The sequence below is a fragment of the Burkholderia sp. MSh2 genome (assembly GCF_000731655.1).
Lineage (GTDB): Bacteria > Pseudomonadota > Gammaproteobacteria > Burkholderiales > Burkholderiaceae > Burkholderia > Burkholderia paludis.
Genome location: NZ_JPGM01000046.1, coordinates 63,432 through 80,463 on the forward strand (window position 1 = coordinate 63,432; position 17,032 = coordinate 80,463).

The 17,032-nt window shown below is 70.1% G+C and carries 12 protein-coding genes; 3 read left to right on the top strand and 9 right to left on the bottom strand.

Annotated features, from left to right (window positions below; genetic code table 11):
- Positions 1–70: 70 nt before the first annotated feature.
- The 9 genes from GQ57_RS27000 to GQ57_RS27040 all read right to left on the bottom strand — a co-directional run bounded on the left by GQ57_RS27000 (position 71) and on the right by GQ57_RS27040 (position 13,049).
- Positions 71–1,426 (bottom strand): sigma-54-dependent transcriptional regulator, encoded by a 1,356-nt coding sequence (locus GQ57_RS27000; RefSeq protein ID WP_031401340.1) that lies wholly within the window; start codon positions 1,424–1,426, stop codon positions 71–73.
- Positions 1,427–1,504: 78 nt separating this feature from the next.
- A complete protein-coding gene (locus tag GQ57_RS27005) occupies positions 1,505–3,538 on the bottom strand; it encodes a sensor histidine kinase (protein ID WP_034199498.1) in 2,034 nt (677 codons plus the stop codon).
- 4 nt (positions 3,539–3,542) lie between these two features.
- Positions 3,543–4,832, bottom strand: a complete 1,290-nt coding sequence (locus GQ57_RS27010) for a dicarboxylate/amino acid:cation symporter (RefSeq protein WP_034199499.1) — start codon at positions 4,830–4,832, stop codon at positions 3,543–3,545.
- Positions 4,833–5,191: 359 nt separating this feature from the next.
- Positions 5,192–6,877: a cation acetate symporter gene (locus GQ57_RS27015; protein ID WP_034199506.1), complete on the bottom strand. Its 1,686-nt coding sequence runs from the start codon at positions 6,875–6,877 to the stop codon at positions 5,192–5,194.
- Between the two features lie 11 nt (positions 6,878–6,888).
- Positions 6,889–7,194, bottom strand: a complete 306-nt coding sequence (locus tag GQ57_RS27020) for a DUF485 domain-containing protein (protein WP_031401344.1) — start codon at positions 7,192–7,194, stop codon at positions 6,889–6,891.
- A gap of 98 nt (positions 7,195–7,292) precedes the next feature.
- Positions 7,293–8,498: a CaiB/BaiF CoA transferase family protein gene (locus GQ57_RS27025; protein WP_034199500.1), complete on the bottom strand. Its 1,206-nt coding sequence runs from the start codon at positions 8,496–8,498 to the stop codon at positions 7,293–7,295.
- Between the two features lie 29 nt (positions 8,499–8,527).
- The gene (locus tag GQ57_RS27030; protein ID WP_034199501.1) at positions 8,528–9,664 is read right to left on the bottom strand and encodes an acyl-CoA dehydrogenase family protein; all 1,137 of its coding nucleotides are present in this window, start codon (positions 9,662–9,664) and stop codon (positions 8,528–8,530) included.
- A gap of 14 nt (positions 9,665–9,678) precedes the next feature.
- Positions 9,679–10,887 (bottom strand): acyl-CoA dehydrogenase family protein, encoded by a 1,209-nt coding sequence (locus tag GQ57_RS27035; RefSeq protein WP_034199502.1) that lies wholly within the window; start codon positions 10,885–10,887, stop codon positions 9,679–9,681.
- A 29-nt stretch (positions 10,888–10,916) separates the two neighbouring features.
- Positions 10,917–13,049, bottom strand: a complete 2,133-nt coding sequence (locus GQ57_RS27040) for a 3-hydroxyacyl-CoA dehydrogenase NAD-binding domain-containing protein (protein ID WP_034199503.1) — start codon at positions 13,047–13,049, stop codon at positions 10,917–10,919.
- Positions 13,050–13,284: 235 nt separating this feature from the next.
- On the opposite strand from GQ57_RS27040, the gene GQ57_RS27045 reads away from it, so the two are divergent.
- The 3 genes from GQ57_RS27045 to GQ57_RS27055 all read left to right on the top strand — a co-directional run bounded on the left by GQ57_RS27045 (position 13,285) and on the right by GQ57_RS27055 (position 16,923).
- Positions 13,285–14,247: a LysR family transcriptional regulator gene (locus GQ57_RS27045; protein ID WP_031401349.1), complete on the top strand. Its 963-nt coding sequence runs from the start codon at positions 13,285–13,287 to the stop codon at positions 14,245–14,247.
- Between the two features lie 72 nt (positions 14,248–14,319).
- Entirely contained in the window at positions 14,320–16,194 is a 1,875-nt protein-coding gene (gene ggt / locus GQ57_RS27050; protein WP_034199504.1) for a gamma-glutamyltransferase, read from the top strand.
- Between the two features lie 93 nt (positions 16,195–16,287).
- Complete coding sequence (locus tag GQ57_RS27055; RefSeq protein WP_031401351.1) at positions 16,288–16,923, top strand: LysE family translocator; 636 nt, start codon at positions 16,288–16,290, stop codon at positions 16,921–16,923.
- The last annotated feature ends 109 nt before the right edge of the window (positions 16,924–17,032 follow it).

Genomic DNA, 17,032 nt, shown 5'->3' on the forward strand with positions numbered 1-17,032 from the left:
GCACGCCGCGCCCTTCGCCGCACGACGGACCGCCCGGCCGGACACCCCGGCTTCGCGGTCCGTTTGCTTTTCAGCGCTCGGTATCGCCTTTGGCCGACAGCCCGTAGCGCTTCATCTTCTCGTATAGCGTCGCCTTGCCGACGTGCAGCCGGTCGGCCGTCGCGGCGACCGCGCCGCCCGTCTGGTTGAGCGCCTCGGCGATCACCGCGCGCTCGAACTGCTCGATGCGCTCCTTCAGCGTCTGCTCGTGGTCGGCCTCGTCGCCGCCCGCGTCCGTCTCCTGCGGCATGTCGGCCACGCCGAGCACGAAGCGGTCGGCTGCATTGCGCAGCTCGCGCACGTTGCCGGGCCAGTCGCGCTGCATCAGGCTCGCGCGCTGCCGGTCGGTCAGCACCGGCGCGGGCCGCGCGTAGCGCACCGCCGCATCCAGCATGAAGTGCTCGAACAGCGGCACGATGTCCTCGCGGCGCTCGGCGAGCGGCGGCAGCGCGATGGTCACGACGTTCAGCCGGTACAGCAGGTCGCGACGGAACGTGCCGGCCGCGACGAGCTCGCTCATGTCGCCCTTCGCGGCCGCGACGACGCGGCAGTTCACGCGGATCGGCTGGTTCGAGCCGAGCCGCTCCAGCACGCCGTCCTGCAGCACGCGCAGCAGCTTCACCTGCAGCGCGAGCGGCATGCTTTCGATTTCGTCGAGGAACAGCGTGCCGCCCGACGCGTATTCGAGCTTGCCGACGCGGCGCTTCGCGGCGCCGGTGAACGCGCCCGGCTCGTAGCCGAACATCTCCGACTCGAACATCGGCTCGGGCAGCGCGCCGCAATTGACCGCGATGAACGGCTTCTCGCGGCGCGGCGACAGTTCGTGCAGGCTGCGCGCGATCAGCTCCTTGCCGGCGCCCGTGTCGCCGTTGATCAGCACCGATGCGTCAGTGGGCGCGACGTTCGCGATCAGCTTGCGCACCTGTTCGATCGCGGGACTGCGGCCGATGATGCGCGGCGCGACGATGTTCTGCCCGGCCAGTTCGCGCCGCAGCGCGTGATTCTCGAGCACGAGCTCGCGACGCTCGAGCGCGCGGCGCACCGTCTCGATCAGGCGCTCGGCCGGGAACGGCTTCTCGATGAAGTCGTACGCGCCGTCGCGCATCGCCTGCACGGCCATCGAGATGTCGCCGTGCCCGGTGACGAGGATCACGGGCACGTCGGGCACGCGCTCGCGGCACTGCGCGAGCAGGTCGAGCCCGCTCGCGCCGGGCAGCCGGATGTCGCTGACGATCGCGCCGGCGGTATCGGCGACGATCGCCTTCTCGGCCGCTTCGGCCGACTCGAAGCCGGCCACGTCGAAGCCCGCCAGCTGGAGGCTCTGCACGCTGGCCCGGCGAACGAGCGCATCGTCTTCGATATAGATCACTTGCAGCCGGTTGGCCATCGTACTCACTTGCTCCTGACGGGCCGCGCGGCGCTGGCGCGCGCGGCTGCGTTGATGCCGGTCGGGCGCCGACCGGGCCTAGTGCGAGCCCGCCGGCTCGGACACGGAGTCCGGATGATGCGTGCGGGCGCGCCGCAGCGTCAAGACGAACAGCGCGCCGCCCGCGGGCGCGTTGCGCGCGGTCAGCGCCCCGCCCGCGTCGCTCGCGATCGACGACGAGATCGCGAGGCCGAGCCCGAGCCCGCGCCCCATTTCCTTGGTCGTGAAGAACGGCTCGAACAGCCGCGGCAGCAGGTCGGGCGCAATGCCGGGCCCGTTGTCGCGCACCTCGATCGCGAGCGTCGCCGCCGACACCGCGATCGTCACCTCGATGGCCGGCGACGCGACGCCCGCGACCGCGTCGAGCGCGTTGCCGAGCAGGTTGATCAGCACCTGTTCGAGGCGCAGATCCTCGCAGCGGGCGACGAGCGCCGGATAGTCGCGCGCCAGATCGAGCGGCGTGCTCCGTTGCCCGTCATGCGCGGCCGCGTCCTGCAGCGTCAGCGTGAGCGCGACGCCGCGCAGGCGCTCGTCGAGCAGCGACAGCACGCTGCGCAGCGCGCGCACGACGAGCGCCTGCTCGTTGCGCGGCTTCGCACGGCCGACGAACAGCTTCAGCTGGTTCGTGATCTTGCCCATCCGCTCGGTGAGCGCGGCGATCGCCTCGAGGTTCTCGCGCGCGGCCGCCTGTTCGCCGCGATCGAGCAGCACGCGCGTGTTGTCCGAGAAGCTGCGCAGCGCCGCGAGCGGCTGGTTCAGTTCGTGCGTGATGCCGGCCGCCATCTGGCCGAGCGCGGCGAGCTTGCTCGCCTGGATCAGTTCGTCGTGCGCGGCGCGCAGCTCCTGCTCCGCGCGGATCCGGTCGCCGACTTCCTTCTGCAACTGCTCGTTCGCTTCCGACAGATCGGCCGTGCGCTCCTCGACACGCCGGTTCAGCTCCGCATAGGCCTGCTGCAGCAGCGCGCGGCCGCGGATCATTTCGCGCACGCGCGCACGCCGCATCCGCCAGTAGAACGCGAGCAGCGCGGCAGACACGAAGCCGAACCCCGTGACGATCGTCGCATTGCGCGCATCGGCGTCGACCGGCGCGATCGGCGCGAGCGTGACGAGCAGCCAGTCGGGCTCGCCGATCCGGCGCTTGCTGGCCAGGAAGCGCGGCGCGCGCAGGCCGGGGCCCGCGCCTGCGCCGGCCGAGCCGAGGCGCACGATCTCCGCATCGGGGCCGAGCACCTGTTCGACCCGCAGCGGCAGCGGCGTGACGGGCTGCTGCGCGTACTGGCGCGTCTCGTAGATCGACGCGGCGACGGGCCCCGTCAACGGGCGCAGCGTGTGGTACTTCCACGCGGGCACCGACGACAGGAACACGACGCCGTGATCGTCCGCGACGACGAGCGGCTCCGACGCATCGGCGCCCTGGAACCATTCGAGGTTCAGCTTGACGACGACGACGCCCGCGATCCTGCCGTCTCGCCACACCGGTTGCGAGATGTAGTAGCCGGGATCGCGCGAGATCGTGCCGATTCCGAAGAAGCGGCCGACGTTGCCTTTCATCGCGTCGAGGAAATACGGGCGGAAGCGGTATTCGATCCCGACGAAGCTGTCGGGCGCGCGCCAGTTGCTGGCGGCGACGCACAGGCCGTCCGCGCCGATCACGTAGGTGACGGTTGCGTGCGCGTGTTCGTTGAGGTCCTCGAGATAGCGGTTGACGCGCGCGGTGTAGTCGGCGCGCGTCGGCTCGGCGAGCAGGTCCTGCACGTACGGGTGGCTGCCGAGCAGATAGGGCAGCGATTCGTAGCGGTCGAGCGTGCTCTTGAGCGCGTTGGTGGTGCGGTCGACCCGCACCGCGGCGTTGCGCTGCAGCTCGGCGACGCCGCGCCGCCAGGTGATCGTCCACGTCAGCGTGCACGCCGCGGCGAGCGCGGCGGCAAGCACGACGAGAATGAGCAGGCGGCGCGTCACGGTCGAGGCTTCCTGACGATGCGGATCGCCTATTGTGTCATAGGCCCCCGCATCCACGCCCCGGCCGCCGCGGGCCGCGCCGCCGGCTGGCGGGGCCGCCGCCTGCTCCTTCATGATGTCAGACGCCGGCCGTCTCGGTCGCCGCGACCTCGCCGCCGCCCGTCAGCGCCTGGCGCAGCTTGTTGCGGTCGAGCTCCTTCTCCCAGGCCGACACGACGACCGTCGCGACGCCGTTGCCGACGATGTTGGTCAGCGCGCGGCATTCGCTCATGAAGCGGTCGATGCCGAGGATCAGCACCATGCCCGACAGCGGGATCGTCGGCACGACGGCCAGCGTCGCGGCGAGCGTGATGAAGCCCGCGCCCGTCACGCCGCTCGCGCCCTTCGACGTCAGCATCGCGACCGCCAGCAGCGTGAGCTGCTGCATCCACGTCAGTTCGATGTTGGTCGCCTGGGCGATGAACAGCACGGCCATCGTCATGTAGATGTTGGTGCCGTCCAGGTTGAACGAATAGCCGGTCGGCACGACGAGGCCGACGACCGAACGCGAGCAGCCGGCCTTCTCGAGCTTTTCCATCAGCTGCGGCAGCGCGGCTTCCGACGAGCTCGTGCCGAGCACGATCAGCAGCTCTTCCTTGATGTAGGAAACGAAGCGGATGATCGAGAAGCCCGTGAAGCGCGCGATCGTGCCGAGCACGACGAGCACGAACACGACCGACGTCAGGTAGAACGTGCCGATCAGCTTGAGCAGCGGCACCAGCGAGCCGACGCCGTACTTGCCGATCGTGAACGCCATCGCGCCGAACGCGCCGATCGGCGCCAGCTTCGTGACGATGTGCACGATGCCGAACAGCACGCGCGTGAGGCCGTCGATGAAATCGGTCACGACCTTGCCGCGCTCGCCGAGGTGCGCGAGCACGCTGCCGAACAGCAGCGCGATCAGCAGGATCTGCAGGATCTCGCCCTGCGCGAACGCATCGACCATCGTGTTCGGGATGATGTGCATCAGGAAGTCGACCGTCGACTGCCCGTGCGCCTTCGCCGCGTACGACGCGACGGCCTTGCCGTCGAGCGTCGCCGGATCGATGTTGAAGCCGACGCCCGGACGCAGGATGTGCGTGGCCGCGAGGCCGAGCACCAGCGCGAAGGTCGACACGATCTCGAAGTACAGCAGCGCCTTGCCGCCGACGCGGCCCACCTTCTTCATGTCCTCCATGCCGGCGATGCCCGTGACGACCGTACAGAAGATGATCGGGCCGATCACCATCTTGATCAGCTTGATGAACCCGTCGCCGAGCGGCTTCATGTCGGTGGCGAGCGCCGGATAGTAGTGGCCGAGGATCACGCCGACGATGATGGCGAAGATCACCTGCACATAGAGCACTTTGTAGAAGGGTTTCTTCTTCACGATGGTTCCTGCTGAAGGGTAGATGAGCCGATGGAAACGGCGTCACGCGCGCGGGCGAATGCCAGGGGAAGAATCACTCGCCCGCGCGGCTGCCGTGCCGCAACAAGCGATGCCTCAAGACATCCGACAGGGGAGGAAGGCAGTGGTCATCGATTGTCTCCTTGCTTGCTGTAGTTAGTCGGGCCGGGGGACGGCCGTGCGCTTTATATTGCAAGGTCGATGCCAGGTTCCCGAAACCCTTCAAACCATTGTTTTCATTGTATTTCCCATAATGCGGCAGGCAAGAAAATCCGGGATTCCGGATTTCCGGAAAAGATCCGTCCGGATCGCCGGACGGATCGGCGCGTTCGTCGGACGAATCAGTGCTGCACGGCGCGGCCGGCCAGCACGCCCGTCTGCGCGTAGAACTCCTGCTGCACGAACGCGTCGCGCTCGCGCCGCGCCCGCGCGCCGCGATCCGCGAGCGAGCCGACGACGATCCCGGCGAACGCGAGCGGCACCGACACGAGCGCCGGGTTGTCGAGGAACACCGGTGCGTGCGCGTGGTGCAACACGTCGACCCACACCGATTTCGACAGCACCGTGAGCACCACCGCCGACGCGAGGCCGAGACCGCCGCCGAGCACCGCGCCGCGCGTCGTCATCCCGCGCCAGAAGATCGACATCGCGAGCACCGGGAAATTGGCGCTCGCGGCCACCGCCGCGACGAGGCCGACCATGAACGCGACGTTCACGTGCTCGAACACGATCGACAGCCCGATCGCGACGGCCGACAGCGCGATCGTCGCCGCGCGCGAGATGCGCATCTCGAGGCGCTCGTCCGGCTTGCCGCGCGCCCACATCTGCGCATACAGGTCGTGCGAGATCGTCGTCGCGCCGGCGAGCGTCAGGCCCGCGACCACCGCGAGGATCGTCGCGAACGTGACGGCCGCGATGAAGCCGTAGAACGCGTTCCCGCCGACCGCCTGCGCGAGCTTCACCGCCACCATGTTCGAGCCGCCGAGCAGGTCGCGCGTGAGGTTGAACGAGCCGTCGGCGCCGAGCCTGAAGAACTCGGGATGCCGCGCGAGCAGCACGATCGCCGAGAAGCCGATCACGAAGGTGAGCAGATAGAAATAGCCGATGAAGCCGGTCGCGTAGAGCACCGACTTGCGCGCCTCCTTCGCGTTCGGCACCGTGAAGAAGCGCATCAGGATGTGCGGGAAGCCGGCCGTGCCGAACATCAGCGCGATGCCGAGCGACAGCGCGTTGGCCGGATCGCGGATCAGCTTGCCGGGGCCCATGATCGACAGCGCGCCCGGATGCACGGCCACCGCGCGACGGAACATCTCGTCGACGCTGAAGCCGAATTCGCCGAGCGCGAGCCACGCGAGCAGCGTCGCGCCGCACAGCAGCAGCACGGCCTTGATCACCTGCACCCAGGTGGTCGCGGTCATCCCGCCGAAGAACACGTAGACGACCATCAGCACGCCGACGATCAGCTCGGCCGTGCCGTACGACAGCCCGAACAGCAACTGGATCAGCTTGCCCGCGCCGACCATCTGCACGACCAGGTACAGCACGACGATGGTCAGCGAGTTCGCCGACGTCAGCAGCCGGATCGGCCGCTGCGCGAAGCGGTACGCGACGACGTCGACGAACGTGAACTTGCCGAGGTTGCGCAGCGGCTCGGCGATCAGGAACATCACGAACGGCCAGCCGACGAGAAAGCCGATCGAGTAGATCAGCCCGTCGAAGCCGAACATGAACACCATGCCGGACAGCCCGAGGAACGACGCGGCCGACATGTAGTCGCCCGCGATCGCGAGGCCGTTCTGCAACCCGGTGATGCCGCCGCCGGCCGTGTAGAAGTCGCGCGTGGAGCGCGTGCGGCGCGCGGCCCAGCGCGTGAGCGCGAGCGTCGCCAGCACGAACGCGAAGAACATCCCGATCGCGACCGGGTTCAGTTCGACCTTGTCGGGCATCGGGCCGGCGACCGATACCGCATGGGCGGCGGAGGAAACGAGAACGGCAGGCGCGCCGAGCGCGATCGAGGTGCGTCGCATGTCGGCCTCCGTCACGCGCGTTGCAGGATCGCGTCGACGCGGCGGTCGAACGCACGGTTCGCGCGCAGCACGTAGCACGCGGTCAGGCCGATCGCGACCAGGATGATCGCGACGCCCGCGGCGATCCCGACCGTGGTCGTCGCGCCGCGGTACAGCGGCGCCGCGAGCACGTGCGGCGCGAGCGCGACGAGCAGGATGAAGCCGTAGTACGTCGCGATCATCAGCGCCGTCAGCGTGAAGCTGAAACGGCGCCGTGCGCGCACGAGCTGCTGGTAGTCGCGGCGCGCCGTGACCGATTCGATGACGGAAAGCTCCATGGTGTCTCCAATGTCTCTTCGTCGATATGCGAAGAGTGTCTTGTGGATGGTCCGGCGCGCGATCCGCTCCGCCCGCGCCGCGGCGGCAAACCCGCGTACTACACGATGCGATCCGCCCGCAGCCGCGCAACGTCGTCGGCCGACAGCCCGAGCCAGCCGCCGAGCACCGCCGCCGTATCCGCGCCGAGTACCGGCGGCGCCCCGCGCACCGGCAACCGCGCGCCGTCGAAGCGATATGGCGGCGCGAGCACGTCGACGCCCCCCGCGACCGGATGCGGCTGCCGCGTCACGAGCCCCGCGCGCGTCGCGCGCTCCGACGTCAGCGCTTCATGCAGCCCGAGCACCTCGCCGCACGGAATGCCGGCGTCGGCCAGCGCGGCGAGCAGCGTCGCACGCGAACGGCGCGCGAGCTCGCGGCGAATCTCCGGCAACAGGTCGGCACGGTTCTCCGAGCGTCCGAGGTTGGTCTTGTAACGCGCGTCGGCCGCGAGATCCGGGCGCGCGATCGCGTCGCAGAAGCGCGCGAACTGCGTGTTGTTGCCGACCGTGATCACGAGCGGGCCGTCCGCCGCGTCGAACACGCCGTACGGCACGATCGACGGATGCGCGTTGCCGTAGCGCGGCGGATCCTCGCCCATCAGCAGCGCATCGAGCCCGTAGTACGCGGTGATCATCAGCCCGCAGTCGAACAGCGCCATCTCGATGCGCCGCCCGCGCCCGGTCGCATGACGCTCGTACAGCGCGGCGAGGATCGCCTGCGCCGAATACATGCCGGTGAACAGGTCGACCGCCGCGACGCCGAACTTCAGCGGCGGCTGGCCGGCTTCGCCGTTCAGCGCCATCAGCCCGGCCTCGCCCTGCACGACGAGGTCGTAGCCGGGCCGCGCGGCCTCGGGCCCCGACCGGTCGTAACCGGAAATCGCGCAATGCACGAGGCGCGGATTCAGTTCGGCCAGCGCGTCGTAGCCGAGGCCGAGCTTTTCCGCGCCGCCGCACTTGAAGTTGTGGATCAGCACGTCGGCCTGCGCGGCCAGTTCGCGCGCGAGACGCCGGCCGTCCCCGGTCTGCAGGTCCAGACAGATCGATCGCTTGCTGCGGTTCACGCTGTTGAAGTAGGTGGTTTCGGTGTCGCCGATCCGCAGCCCCCAGTCGCGCGTGTCGTCGCCGCGCGCCGGATGCTCGACCTTGATCACCTCCGCGCCGAAATCGGCGAGCACCATCGCGCTCCACGGGCCCGCGAGCACGCGCGAGAAATCGAGCACCTTCACGCCGGCGAGCGGCAGCGCGTGCGATTCGTTGGTCATTCCTGTCTCCTCCTTCGCGGTTTCCGCTTTTACTGTTTCGACAGCGCGATGTAGCGGGCGAGGTGGTGATCCTCGTCGCCGAGCTGGTGGTCGATCATCACCAGGCGCTTCGCGTAATGCGACAGCGGCAGCTCCCACGTCATCCCGATCCCGCCGTGCAGCTGGATGCTCTCCTCGGCGACGAGCGTGCCGATCCGGCCGATGCTGTACTTGGCCGCGGCGAGCGCGCGTTCGCGCACCGCGCGCGGCGCGTCGAGCTGCGCGGCCGCGTTGATCACGGCCGAGCGCGCCTGCTCGACCTCGAGCAGCAGGTCGGCCATGCGGTGCTGCAGCGCCTGGAAGCTGCCGATCGGCATGCCGAACTGCTTGCGCGTGCGCAGGTAGTCGAGCGTGTGCGCCTTCGCGACGTCCATCGCGCCGAGCGCTTCCGCCGACAGCGCGAGCAGCCCGTAGCCGAGCACGCGCTCGAGCAGCGCCGCGCCCGCTTCGCCGTCGGGTTCGCCGAGCGCCGCATCGGCCGGCAGCGCGACGCCGTCGAAGCGCACCTCGGCCGCGCGGCCGCCGTCGATCTTCCGGTAGTCGCGCAGCGACACGCCCGGCGCATCGGCCGGCACGGCGAACAGGCCGATGCCGGCGGCAGCGTCGTCGCGGCCCGACACGCGCGCGCTGACGACGAGGAACGCCGCCTGCGCGGCCTGGTCGACGACGCCCTTCGCGCCCGTCAGCACCCAGCCGCCGCCCGTGCGTTCGGCGCGCGTGCGCACGGTCGTCAGTTCGTAGTGCGAGCCCGGCTCGTCGTGCGCGAACGCGGCGCTCGCGCTGCCGTCGATCAGCGCGGCCAGCCTGTCGCGATGCGCGGCGCCGCCGCCGAGCGACAGCGCGCGGCCTGCCAGCAGCGCGCCGAGGAACGGCTCGACGACGAGGCCGCGGCCGAGGCACTCGAACACCACGGCGATGTCGAAGCCCGCGCCGCCGAAGCCGCCGTCGGCCTCCTCGAACAGCGCGCCGACCGTGCCGAGCTCGGCAAAGCGCCGCCACATCGCGCGGTCGAAGCCTTCGGCCGACTGCGCGATGCGATCGCGCACCGGGAATGCGTACTGTTCGGCGATGAAGCGGTTCAACGTATCCGCCAGCATCCGGCGGTCTTCTGTGTGCTGGAAATCCATCGTCGCGTCCCTCGTTACAGCCCGAGCATCATCTTCGCGATGATGTTCTTCTGGATCTCGTTCGAGCCGCCGAAGATCGACAGCTTCCGGTTGTTGAAATACTGCTGCGCGGCGCTCGCGGCGTCGTCCGGACCGACCGGCTCGCCGTCGTGGTCCGCGTCGAGCACGCCGTCGACGAACGGCTGCGCGTACGGCCCCATCGCGCGCCGCATCAGCGCCGTGATCTCCTGGCGGATCTGCGTGCCGCGAATCTTCAGCATCGAGCTTTCCGCGCCCGGCACGCCGCCGCCCGCGACCGCGGCGAGCACGCGCAGGTTGGTCGTGCGCATGTTCTCGAGCTCGATCTCGACCCGCGCGACGCGCGCCGCGAAGAACGGATCGTCCGCGAGCGGCCGGCCGTTCTTCGTGACCTTCGCGGCCACCGCGCGCAGCCGGTCGAGCGCCGCCGTCGAGAATCCGATCCCCGCGATGTTGGTGCGCTCGTACGTGAGCAGGTATTTCGCATAGGTCCAGCCGCGGTTCTCCTCGCCGACGAGGTTGGCCGCCGGCACGCGCACGTCGGTGAAGAACACCTCGTTCACCTCGTGCTCGCCGTCGAGCGTGACGATCGGGCGAACCTCGACGCCCGGCGTGTTCATGTCGACCAGCAGGAAGCTGATGCCTTCCTGCTTGCGCACGTCGGTCGCGGTACGCACGAGGCAGAAGATCATGTTCGCGTAGTGGCCGAGCGTGGTCCACGTCTTCTGGCCGTTCACGATGTAATGTTCGCCCTGCGCGTCGATGCCGCGCACCGCGCTCGTCTTCACCGACGCGAGGTCGGAACCGGCGCCCGGTTCGGAGTAGCCCTGGCACCACCAGTCGGTGCCGTCGAGGATGCGCGGCAGCCAGTGCCGCTTCTGCGCTTCGTTGCCGTACTTGATCAGCACGGGGCCGAGCATGTTCACGCCGAACGGCACGATGCGCGGCGCACCGGCCAGCGCGCATTCGTTGTCGAACAGGAACTTCTGCGCGACGCTCCAGCCGGGGCCGCCGTACTCGCGCGGCCAATGGCTGGCGAGCCAGCCGCGCGCGTCGAGGATCGCGTGCCATTCGCGCATGTCGTCGCGCGTGAGGTGCAGGCCGCCCTTCACCTTGCGCGCGATGCGCGCGGGCAGCTCGGCTTGCAGGAAGCGCTGCACCTCGGTGCGAAACGCTTCCTCTTCGGGAGTGAAATTGAGGTCCATCTTCGATCCGTTGCGTAGGCGGTGGGTAGTCAGTCGGCGCGGTTCAGGCTCGCGAAATCCGCGCCGCGCGCGACGAGGTCGACGAGCAGCGGCGACGGCTTCCAGAACAGCGGGGCCTCCTTCGCGAACGCGCGGATATCGGCGAGCACGTTCGCGAGGCCGAGCGTGTCCGCGTAATGCATCGGGCCGCCGCGATGGCGCGGGAAGCCGTAGCCGTACAGGAACACCGCGTCGACGTCGAGCGGCCGCAGCGCGATCTGCTCGTGCACGACGTTCGCGCCTTCGTTGATCATCGCGGCCAGGTAGCGGCGCAGGATCTCGTCGTCGCTGAACGTGCGCGGCGTGACGCCCTTCTTCGCGCGTTCGTCGGCGACGATCGCCTCGACTTCCGGGTCCGGCGTGCCGACGCGCGCACCGTCCGGGTACAGGTAGTAGCCGCGCGCCGTCTTCTGGCCGAACCAGCCGCGCTCGCACAGCCGGTCGGAAATCCCGACGTAGCGCGCGCGCGGGTCGCGCGTCGCCGCGCGGCGCTTGCGGGTCACCCAGCCGATGTCGCCGCCGGCCAGGTCGACGACCTGGAACGGCCCCATCGGGAAACCGAATTCGCGCACCGCGCGATCGATCTGGTACGGCGACGCACCGTCTTCCATCAGGTAGTCGGCGGCCGTGCGGTAGACGGCGAGGATCCGGTTGCCGATGAAGCCGTCGCACACGCCCGCGCGCACCGGCGTCTTCTTCAGCTGTTTCGCGAGCGCGAACGCGGTCGCGACGACGTCCGCGCCGGCGCGCGCCGGCACGACGATCTCGAGCAGCTTCATCACGTTGGCCGGCGAGAAGAAGTGCAGGCCGATCACGTCGGCCGGCCGGTCGATGCTCGCGGCCAGCGCGTCGATGTCGAGATACGACGTGTTGGTCGCGAGCACCGCGCCCGGCTTGCACACGCGCGCGAGTTCGGCGAACACGGCCTGCTTCACGGCCATGTCCTCGAACACCGCCTCGATCACGACGTCGGCCTGCGCGAGCGCATCGTACGACGTGCTGCCCTTGAAGCGCGCGAGCCGCGCCGCGTGCGCGGCCGGCGTCATCCGCCCTTTCGCGACGAGGCCGTCGTACACCTTCTCGACGTGCGCGCGGCCGCGCGCGAGCGACGCCTCGTCGCGTTCGATCATCGTCACCGGCAGCCCCGCATCGAGCGCCGCGACCGCGATGCCCGCGCCCATCGTGCCGCCGCCGACCACGCCGATCCGCTCGACCGGCCGTGCGCTCGCGCGGCGCGCCTCGGGCGCCTTCGCCGCTTCGCGCTCCGCGAAGAACGCATGCACCAGGCCCGCGCGCTGCGGGCTGTCGATGCACTGCAGGAACAGGCTGCGCTCGAGCTTGATGCCCGCGTCGAACGACTGCGTGAGCGCGGCCTCGAGCGCGTCGACGATCTTCGCGGGCGAGAAGAGGCCGCGCGACTTCTTCGACAGCTCGGCGCGCGCCGCATCGATCGCGGCCTGCGCGGCCGCGCGATCGGCGAGCCCTTGCGCATCGCGGGTGCGCCGGGGTGGCGCGCCGAGCGACACGAGTTCCTGCGTGTACGCGAGGCCTTCGGCGAGCGTGTCGTCGCTGTGCGCGACGCGGTCGACGAGACCGAGCGCGAGCGCCTCTTCCGCGCTCGCGTGACGGCCCGTCAGCATCAGGTCGAGCGCGGCCTTCGCGCCGATCAGGCGCGGCGTGCGCTGCGTGCCGCCCGCGCCGGGCAGCAGGCCGAGCGTGACTTCGGGCAGCCCGAGCTTCGCGCCGGGCACCGCGAGCCGGTAATGCGCGGCGAGCGCGACCTCGAGCCCGCCGCCGAGCGTCGCGCCATGCAGCGCGACCACCACCGGCTTCGCGCCCGATTCGATCCGCTCGCACACGTCGGGCAGCGACGGCGGCACGGGCGGCTTGCCGAATTCGCGGATATCGGCGCCCGCGATGAAATTGCGGCCGGCGCCGACGATCAGCACCGCGTGGATCGCGTCGTCGGCCTGCGCGGCGTCGAGCGCGTCGGCGAGGCCGCGCCGCACGTCGGCCGACAGCGCGTTGACCGGCGGGTGATCGATCGTGACGACCAGCACCTTGTCGCGCCGTTCGCGCGTGACCGTGCCGGCCGGGCTGGCGGGGAAAGCGGTTGAGTTCATCGTGTCTCCTTGATGCGGCGGCAGGTGCGCCGGCGCGCGGCAACGCGGGCGACGCCGGGCCCCTGCCCCGGTCCCGCACGAAGCGGGACAAGATCCGGCCGTACGCCGGGCATGACCCGATTCTCGATTGATCGAGATTCATTGACAATTCCCTGCCGCTTTTACAAGCTGTCAAATCCGACTTGACACTGAATGTTTCCGACCGTTAAACGGGACGGATCAGGAGACGCAACGCATGGACCTGAACGCGCTGACGCTGCTCGTCGAGATCCTCGACGCCGGCAATCTCAGCAAGGCCGCACAGCGGCTCAAGATGAGCCGCGCGAACGTGAGCTACCGGCTCAACCAGCTCGAGCGCTCGATCGGCCAGCAGCTCGTGCGGCGCACCACGCGGCGCATCGAGCCGACCGAGATCGGGCTGAAGCTGTACGAGCACGGCCGGCGCATCCGCAACGAACTGCTCGCCGCGCAGGAATCGGTGACGACGCTCGGCCAGGATCTGCAGGGCCGCGTGCGGCTGTCGGTGCCGAGCGGCTACGGGCAGATGGTGATGTCCGAATGGCTGCTTGCGTTCAAGCGGCGGCATCCGGGCATCGTGCTCGACGTCGTGTTCGAGAACCGCGTCGAGGACCTGATGCGCGACGAGGTCGACATCGCGATCCGCGTGATGTCCGAGCCGCCGCAGAACCTCGTCGCCCGCGACATGGGCGCGGTGCGCTACGTCGCGTGCGCGTCGCCCGCGTTCGCCGCCGCGCACGGGATGCCCGCCAGCCTCGACGCGCTGGCGGCCGCGCCGGTCGTCACCGCGACGGTGCTGGGCCGGCAGTTGCGGATCGCCGCCTATCTCGGCGACGAGCGGCACGAGGTGCTGCTCGAACCGACCTTGATTTCGGAGAACTTCCTGTTCCTGCGCGAAGCGATCCTCGCGGGGATCGGCGTCGGCATCGTGCCCGACTACGTGATGCAGGACGACATGCGGCGCGGCGCCGTCGTCACGTCGCTCGACGCGTACCGGCTCAGCATCTTCGGCACGCACATGTACATGCTCTACATGCCGAACCGGCACCACACGCGCGCGACCTCGACATTCATAGAGTTCATCCTCGAACAGGCCGGGAAGACCGGCCGGGGCGGACCCGGCGGGTTGCTTCAGGGTTTCCGGTCGGATGACAACCCGCCGGCCGCACGGCGACAATAGCGCCGCCGGGGCGGGCAGCCCCGTTGCGCCGGCACCGTCGCCGCCTTTGAATTCACTGCTGCCGAGGGTTCAATGTTCGACCGGATTCGTCCGCCTTCGCGTCCCTGGACGCTGATCGCCGCCACCGCGCTCGTCGCCTTCAATGCCGCCTGCACGTCCCCGTCCGCGCCGTCGGGCGCCGTGGTGCCGGTCGCCGCCGCATCGGGCGCCGCCGTGCCGCTGCCCGGCGCGCATGCGCCCGAGCAGTCGTCCGGCTGGACCGACAAGCCGGGCTGGACCTCGCAGCGCTTCATGATCGCGGCCGCGAACCCGCTCGCGACGCAGGCCGGCTACGAGATGCTGAAGGCCGGCGGCACCGCGATCGACGCCGCGATCGCGACGCAGATGGTGCTCGCGCTCGTCGAGCCGCAATCGTCGGGAATCGGCGGCGGCGCGTTCCTGCTGTACTTCGACGGCAAGGCCACGCAGGCGTACGACGGCCGCGAAACCGCGCCGGCCGCCGCGACCGACCGCCTGTTCTACGGCCCGACCGGCCAGCCGATGCACTTCTACGAAGGCGTCGTCGGCGGGCGCTCGGTCGGCACGCCGGGCGTGCTGCGCATGCTCGACGCCGCGCACCGCGCACACGGCAGACTGCCGTGGGGCCGCCTGTTCCAGCCGGCGATCCGGCTCGCCGAGCACGGCTTCGCGATCAGCCCGCGGCTCGCGACGCTGATCGCGAACGACCGGTACCTGCGGAACGACCCGGCCGCGCGCGCGTACTTCTACAACCCGGACGGCTCGCCGAAGGCCGCCGGCACGGTGCTGAAGAACCCCGCGCTCGCGACCGTGCTGCGCCAGGTCGCCGAGCGCGGCGCGAACGCGTTCTACACCGGCGCGATCGCCCGCGACATCGTCGCGAAGGTGCGCCGCCACCCGACCAACCCGGGCCTGCTGTCGCTCCAGGATCTCGCGCGCTACAAGGCGAAGGTGCGCGCGCCGCTGTGCGCCGACTACCGGCGCTCGGTCGTCTGCGGGATGCCGCCGCCGTCGTCGGGCGGCCTCGCGGTCGCGCAGATGCTCGGCATCCTCGCGGCGATGCCCGACTGGCAGCAGATCGGCGCGCAGAAGCCGGTGCGCAACGACGTCGGCTACGAGCCGACGCCGTTCGCCGCGCACCTGTTCAGCGAAGCCGGGCGCCTCGCGTATGCGGACCGCGCGCGCTATGTCGCCGATCCCGATTTCGTGCCGCTGCCGGGCGGCAACTGGGCCAGCCTCACCGACAGGACCTATCTCGCCCAGCGCGCACGCCTGATCGGCGACACCAGCATGGGCGTCGCGCAGGCCGGCACGCCGCAGGGCGCGACGCTCGCGCTGGCCGACGACCGCAGCCCCGAGCTGCCGTCGACGTCCGACATCGCGATCGTGGACCGCTACGGCCAGGCGCTGTCGATGACGACCAGCATCGAGGATGCGTTCGGCTCGCGGCTGATGGTGCGCGGCTTCATGCTGAACAACCAGCTCACCGACTTCTCGTTCGTGTCGAACGACAACGGCCGGCCGGTCGCCAACCGCGTGCAGCCCGGCAAGCGGCCGCGCTCGGCGATGGCGCCGGAGCTCGTGTTCGACAAGAAGACGAAGCAGGTGACGATGATCGTCGGCTCGGCCGGCGGCCCCGCGATCATCAATCACGTCGCGAAGACGCTGATCGGCGTGCTCGACTGGGGGATGACGATGCAGCAGGCGATCGCGCTGCCGAACTTCGGCTCGACGAACGGGCCGACGCAGCTCGAACGCGGCCGCGCGTCGGACGCGCTCGCCGACGGGCTGAAGGGCCGCGGGCACGACGTGCAGGTCGTCGAGATGAATTCGGGGCTGCAGGGGATCCAGCGGCTGAACGTGCAGGGCCAGACGGTGTGGTTCGGCGGGGCCGATCCGCGGCGGGAGGGGGTCGCGATGGGCGACTGAGTGCCGCGGCGCGAACCGGCGCGGCGCGCAAACGGGCGCCCGCCGAAGCAGGATTAAACTGGCCGCTTCCGCTACCCGCCCGGAAACCGCGACATGAACCCGACCACGCTCCTGTTGTACGCGATCACGGTATCCGCCGTGACGGTCACGCCCGGCCCCACGATGCTGCTGGCGCTGAACAACGGCGCCACACGCGGCATGCGCATCGCGGCTTACGGCATCGCCGGCGCAGCACTGTCGGATCTGGTCCTGATCGGGGCGGTCGGATGCGGCCTCGGCGCGATCATGCAGGCGTCGGAGCACCTGTTCGTCGCGCTGAAGTGGGCCGGCGCCGTGTACCTGCTCTACCTCGCCTGGGCGCTCTGGCACGCCCCCACGGCACTGCCGCCCGCGGGCGTCGCGCCAGCGGACGGCGCACGGAACGGCCGGGCCGCCTTCAAGCGCTCGCTGCTGGTCGCGTTGTCCAATCCGAAAGGGCTGCTGTTTTTCTCGGCCTTCCTGCCGCAGTTCATCCGGCCCGAAGCGAACGTCGCCGCCCAGTACGCGACGCTGGCCGTCCTCACCGCCGCGATCGACATCGTGTTGATGGCGCTCTACGCGGCGAGCGGCTACCACGTGATGAAGGCGCTGTCGGGACGCGCGCTGAGATGGCTCAATCGCGGCTGCGCCGGCATGCTGGCCGGGCTGGCAGTGGCGTTGAGCCTCTACCGTCGCGGCACCGCGACCTGATCCGGCGCCGCACCCGCGCACGTCGCATCGGGACGGCCGCGGCCGGCAGGTTGAACCGGATTCACGCCATCCGTTCCGTCGGCCGGCGCCCCCCCACCCCCATCCGCGC

Bases quoted from the DNA above. Each gene is read 5' to 3' on its own strand.
- GQ57_RS27000 (WP_031401340.1), bottom strand. From the start codon at position 1,426: ATGGCCAACCGGCTGCAAGTGATCTATATCGAAGACGATGCGCTCGTT.
- GQ57_RS27005 (WP_034199498.1), bottom strand. From the start codon at position 3,538: ATGAAGGAGCAGGCGGCGGCCCCGCCAGCCGGCGGCGCGGCCCGCGGC.
- GQ57_RS27015 (WP_034199506.1), bottom strand. From the start codon at position 6,877: ATGCGACGCACCTCGATCGCGCTCGGCGCGCCTGCCGTTCTCGTTTCC.
- GQ57_RS27020 (WP_031401344.1), bottom strand. From the start codon at position 7,194: ATGGAGCTTTCCGTCATCGAATCGGTCACGGCGCGCCGCGACTACCAG.
- GQ57_RS27025 (WP_034199500.1), bottom strand. From the start codon at position 8,498: ATGACCAACGAATCGCACGCGCTGCCGCTCGCCGGCGTGAAGGTGCTC.
- GQ57_RS27030 (WP_034199501.1), bottom strand. From the start codon at position 9,664: ATGGATTTCCAGCACACAGAAGACCGCCGGATGCTGGCGGATACGTTG.
- GQ57_RS27035 (WP_034199502.1), bottom strand. From the start codon at position 10,887: ATGGACCTCAATTTCACTCCCGAAGAGGAAGCGTTTCGCACCGAGGTG.
- GQ57_RS27040 (WP_034199503.1), bottom strand. From the start codon at position 13,049: ATGAACTCAACCGCTTTCCCCGCCAGCCCGGCCGGCACGGTCACGCGC.
- GQ57_RS27045 (WP_031401349.1), top strand. From the start codon at position 13,285: ATGGACCTGAACGCGCTGACGCTGCTCGTCGAGATCCTCGACGCCGGC.
- ggt (WP_034199504.1), top strand. From the start codon at position 14,320: ATGTTCGACCGGATTCGTCCGCCTTCGCGTCCCTGGACGCTGATCGCC.
- GQ57_RS27055 (WP_031401351.1), top strand. From the start codon at position 16,288: ATGAACCCGACCACGCTCCTGTTGTACGCGATCACGGTATCCGCCGTG.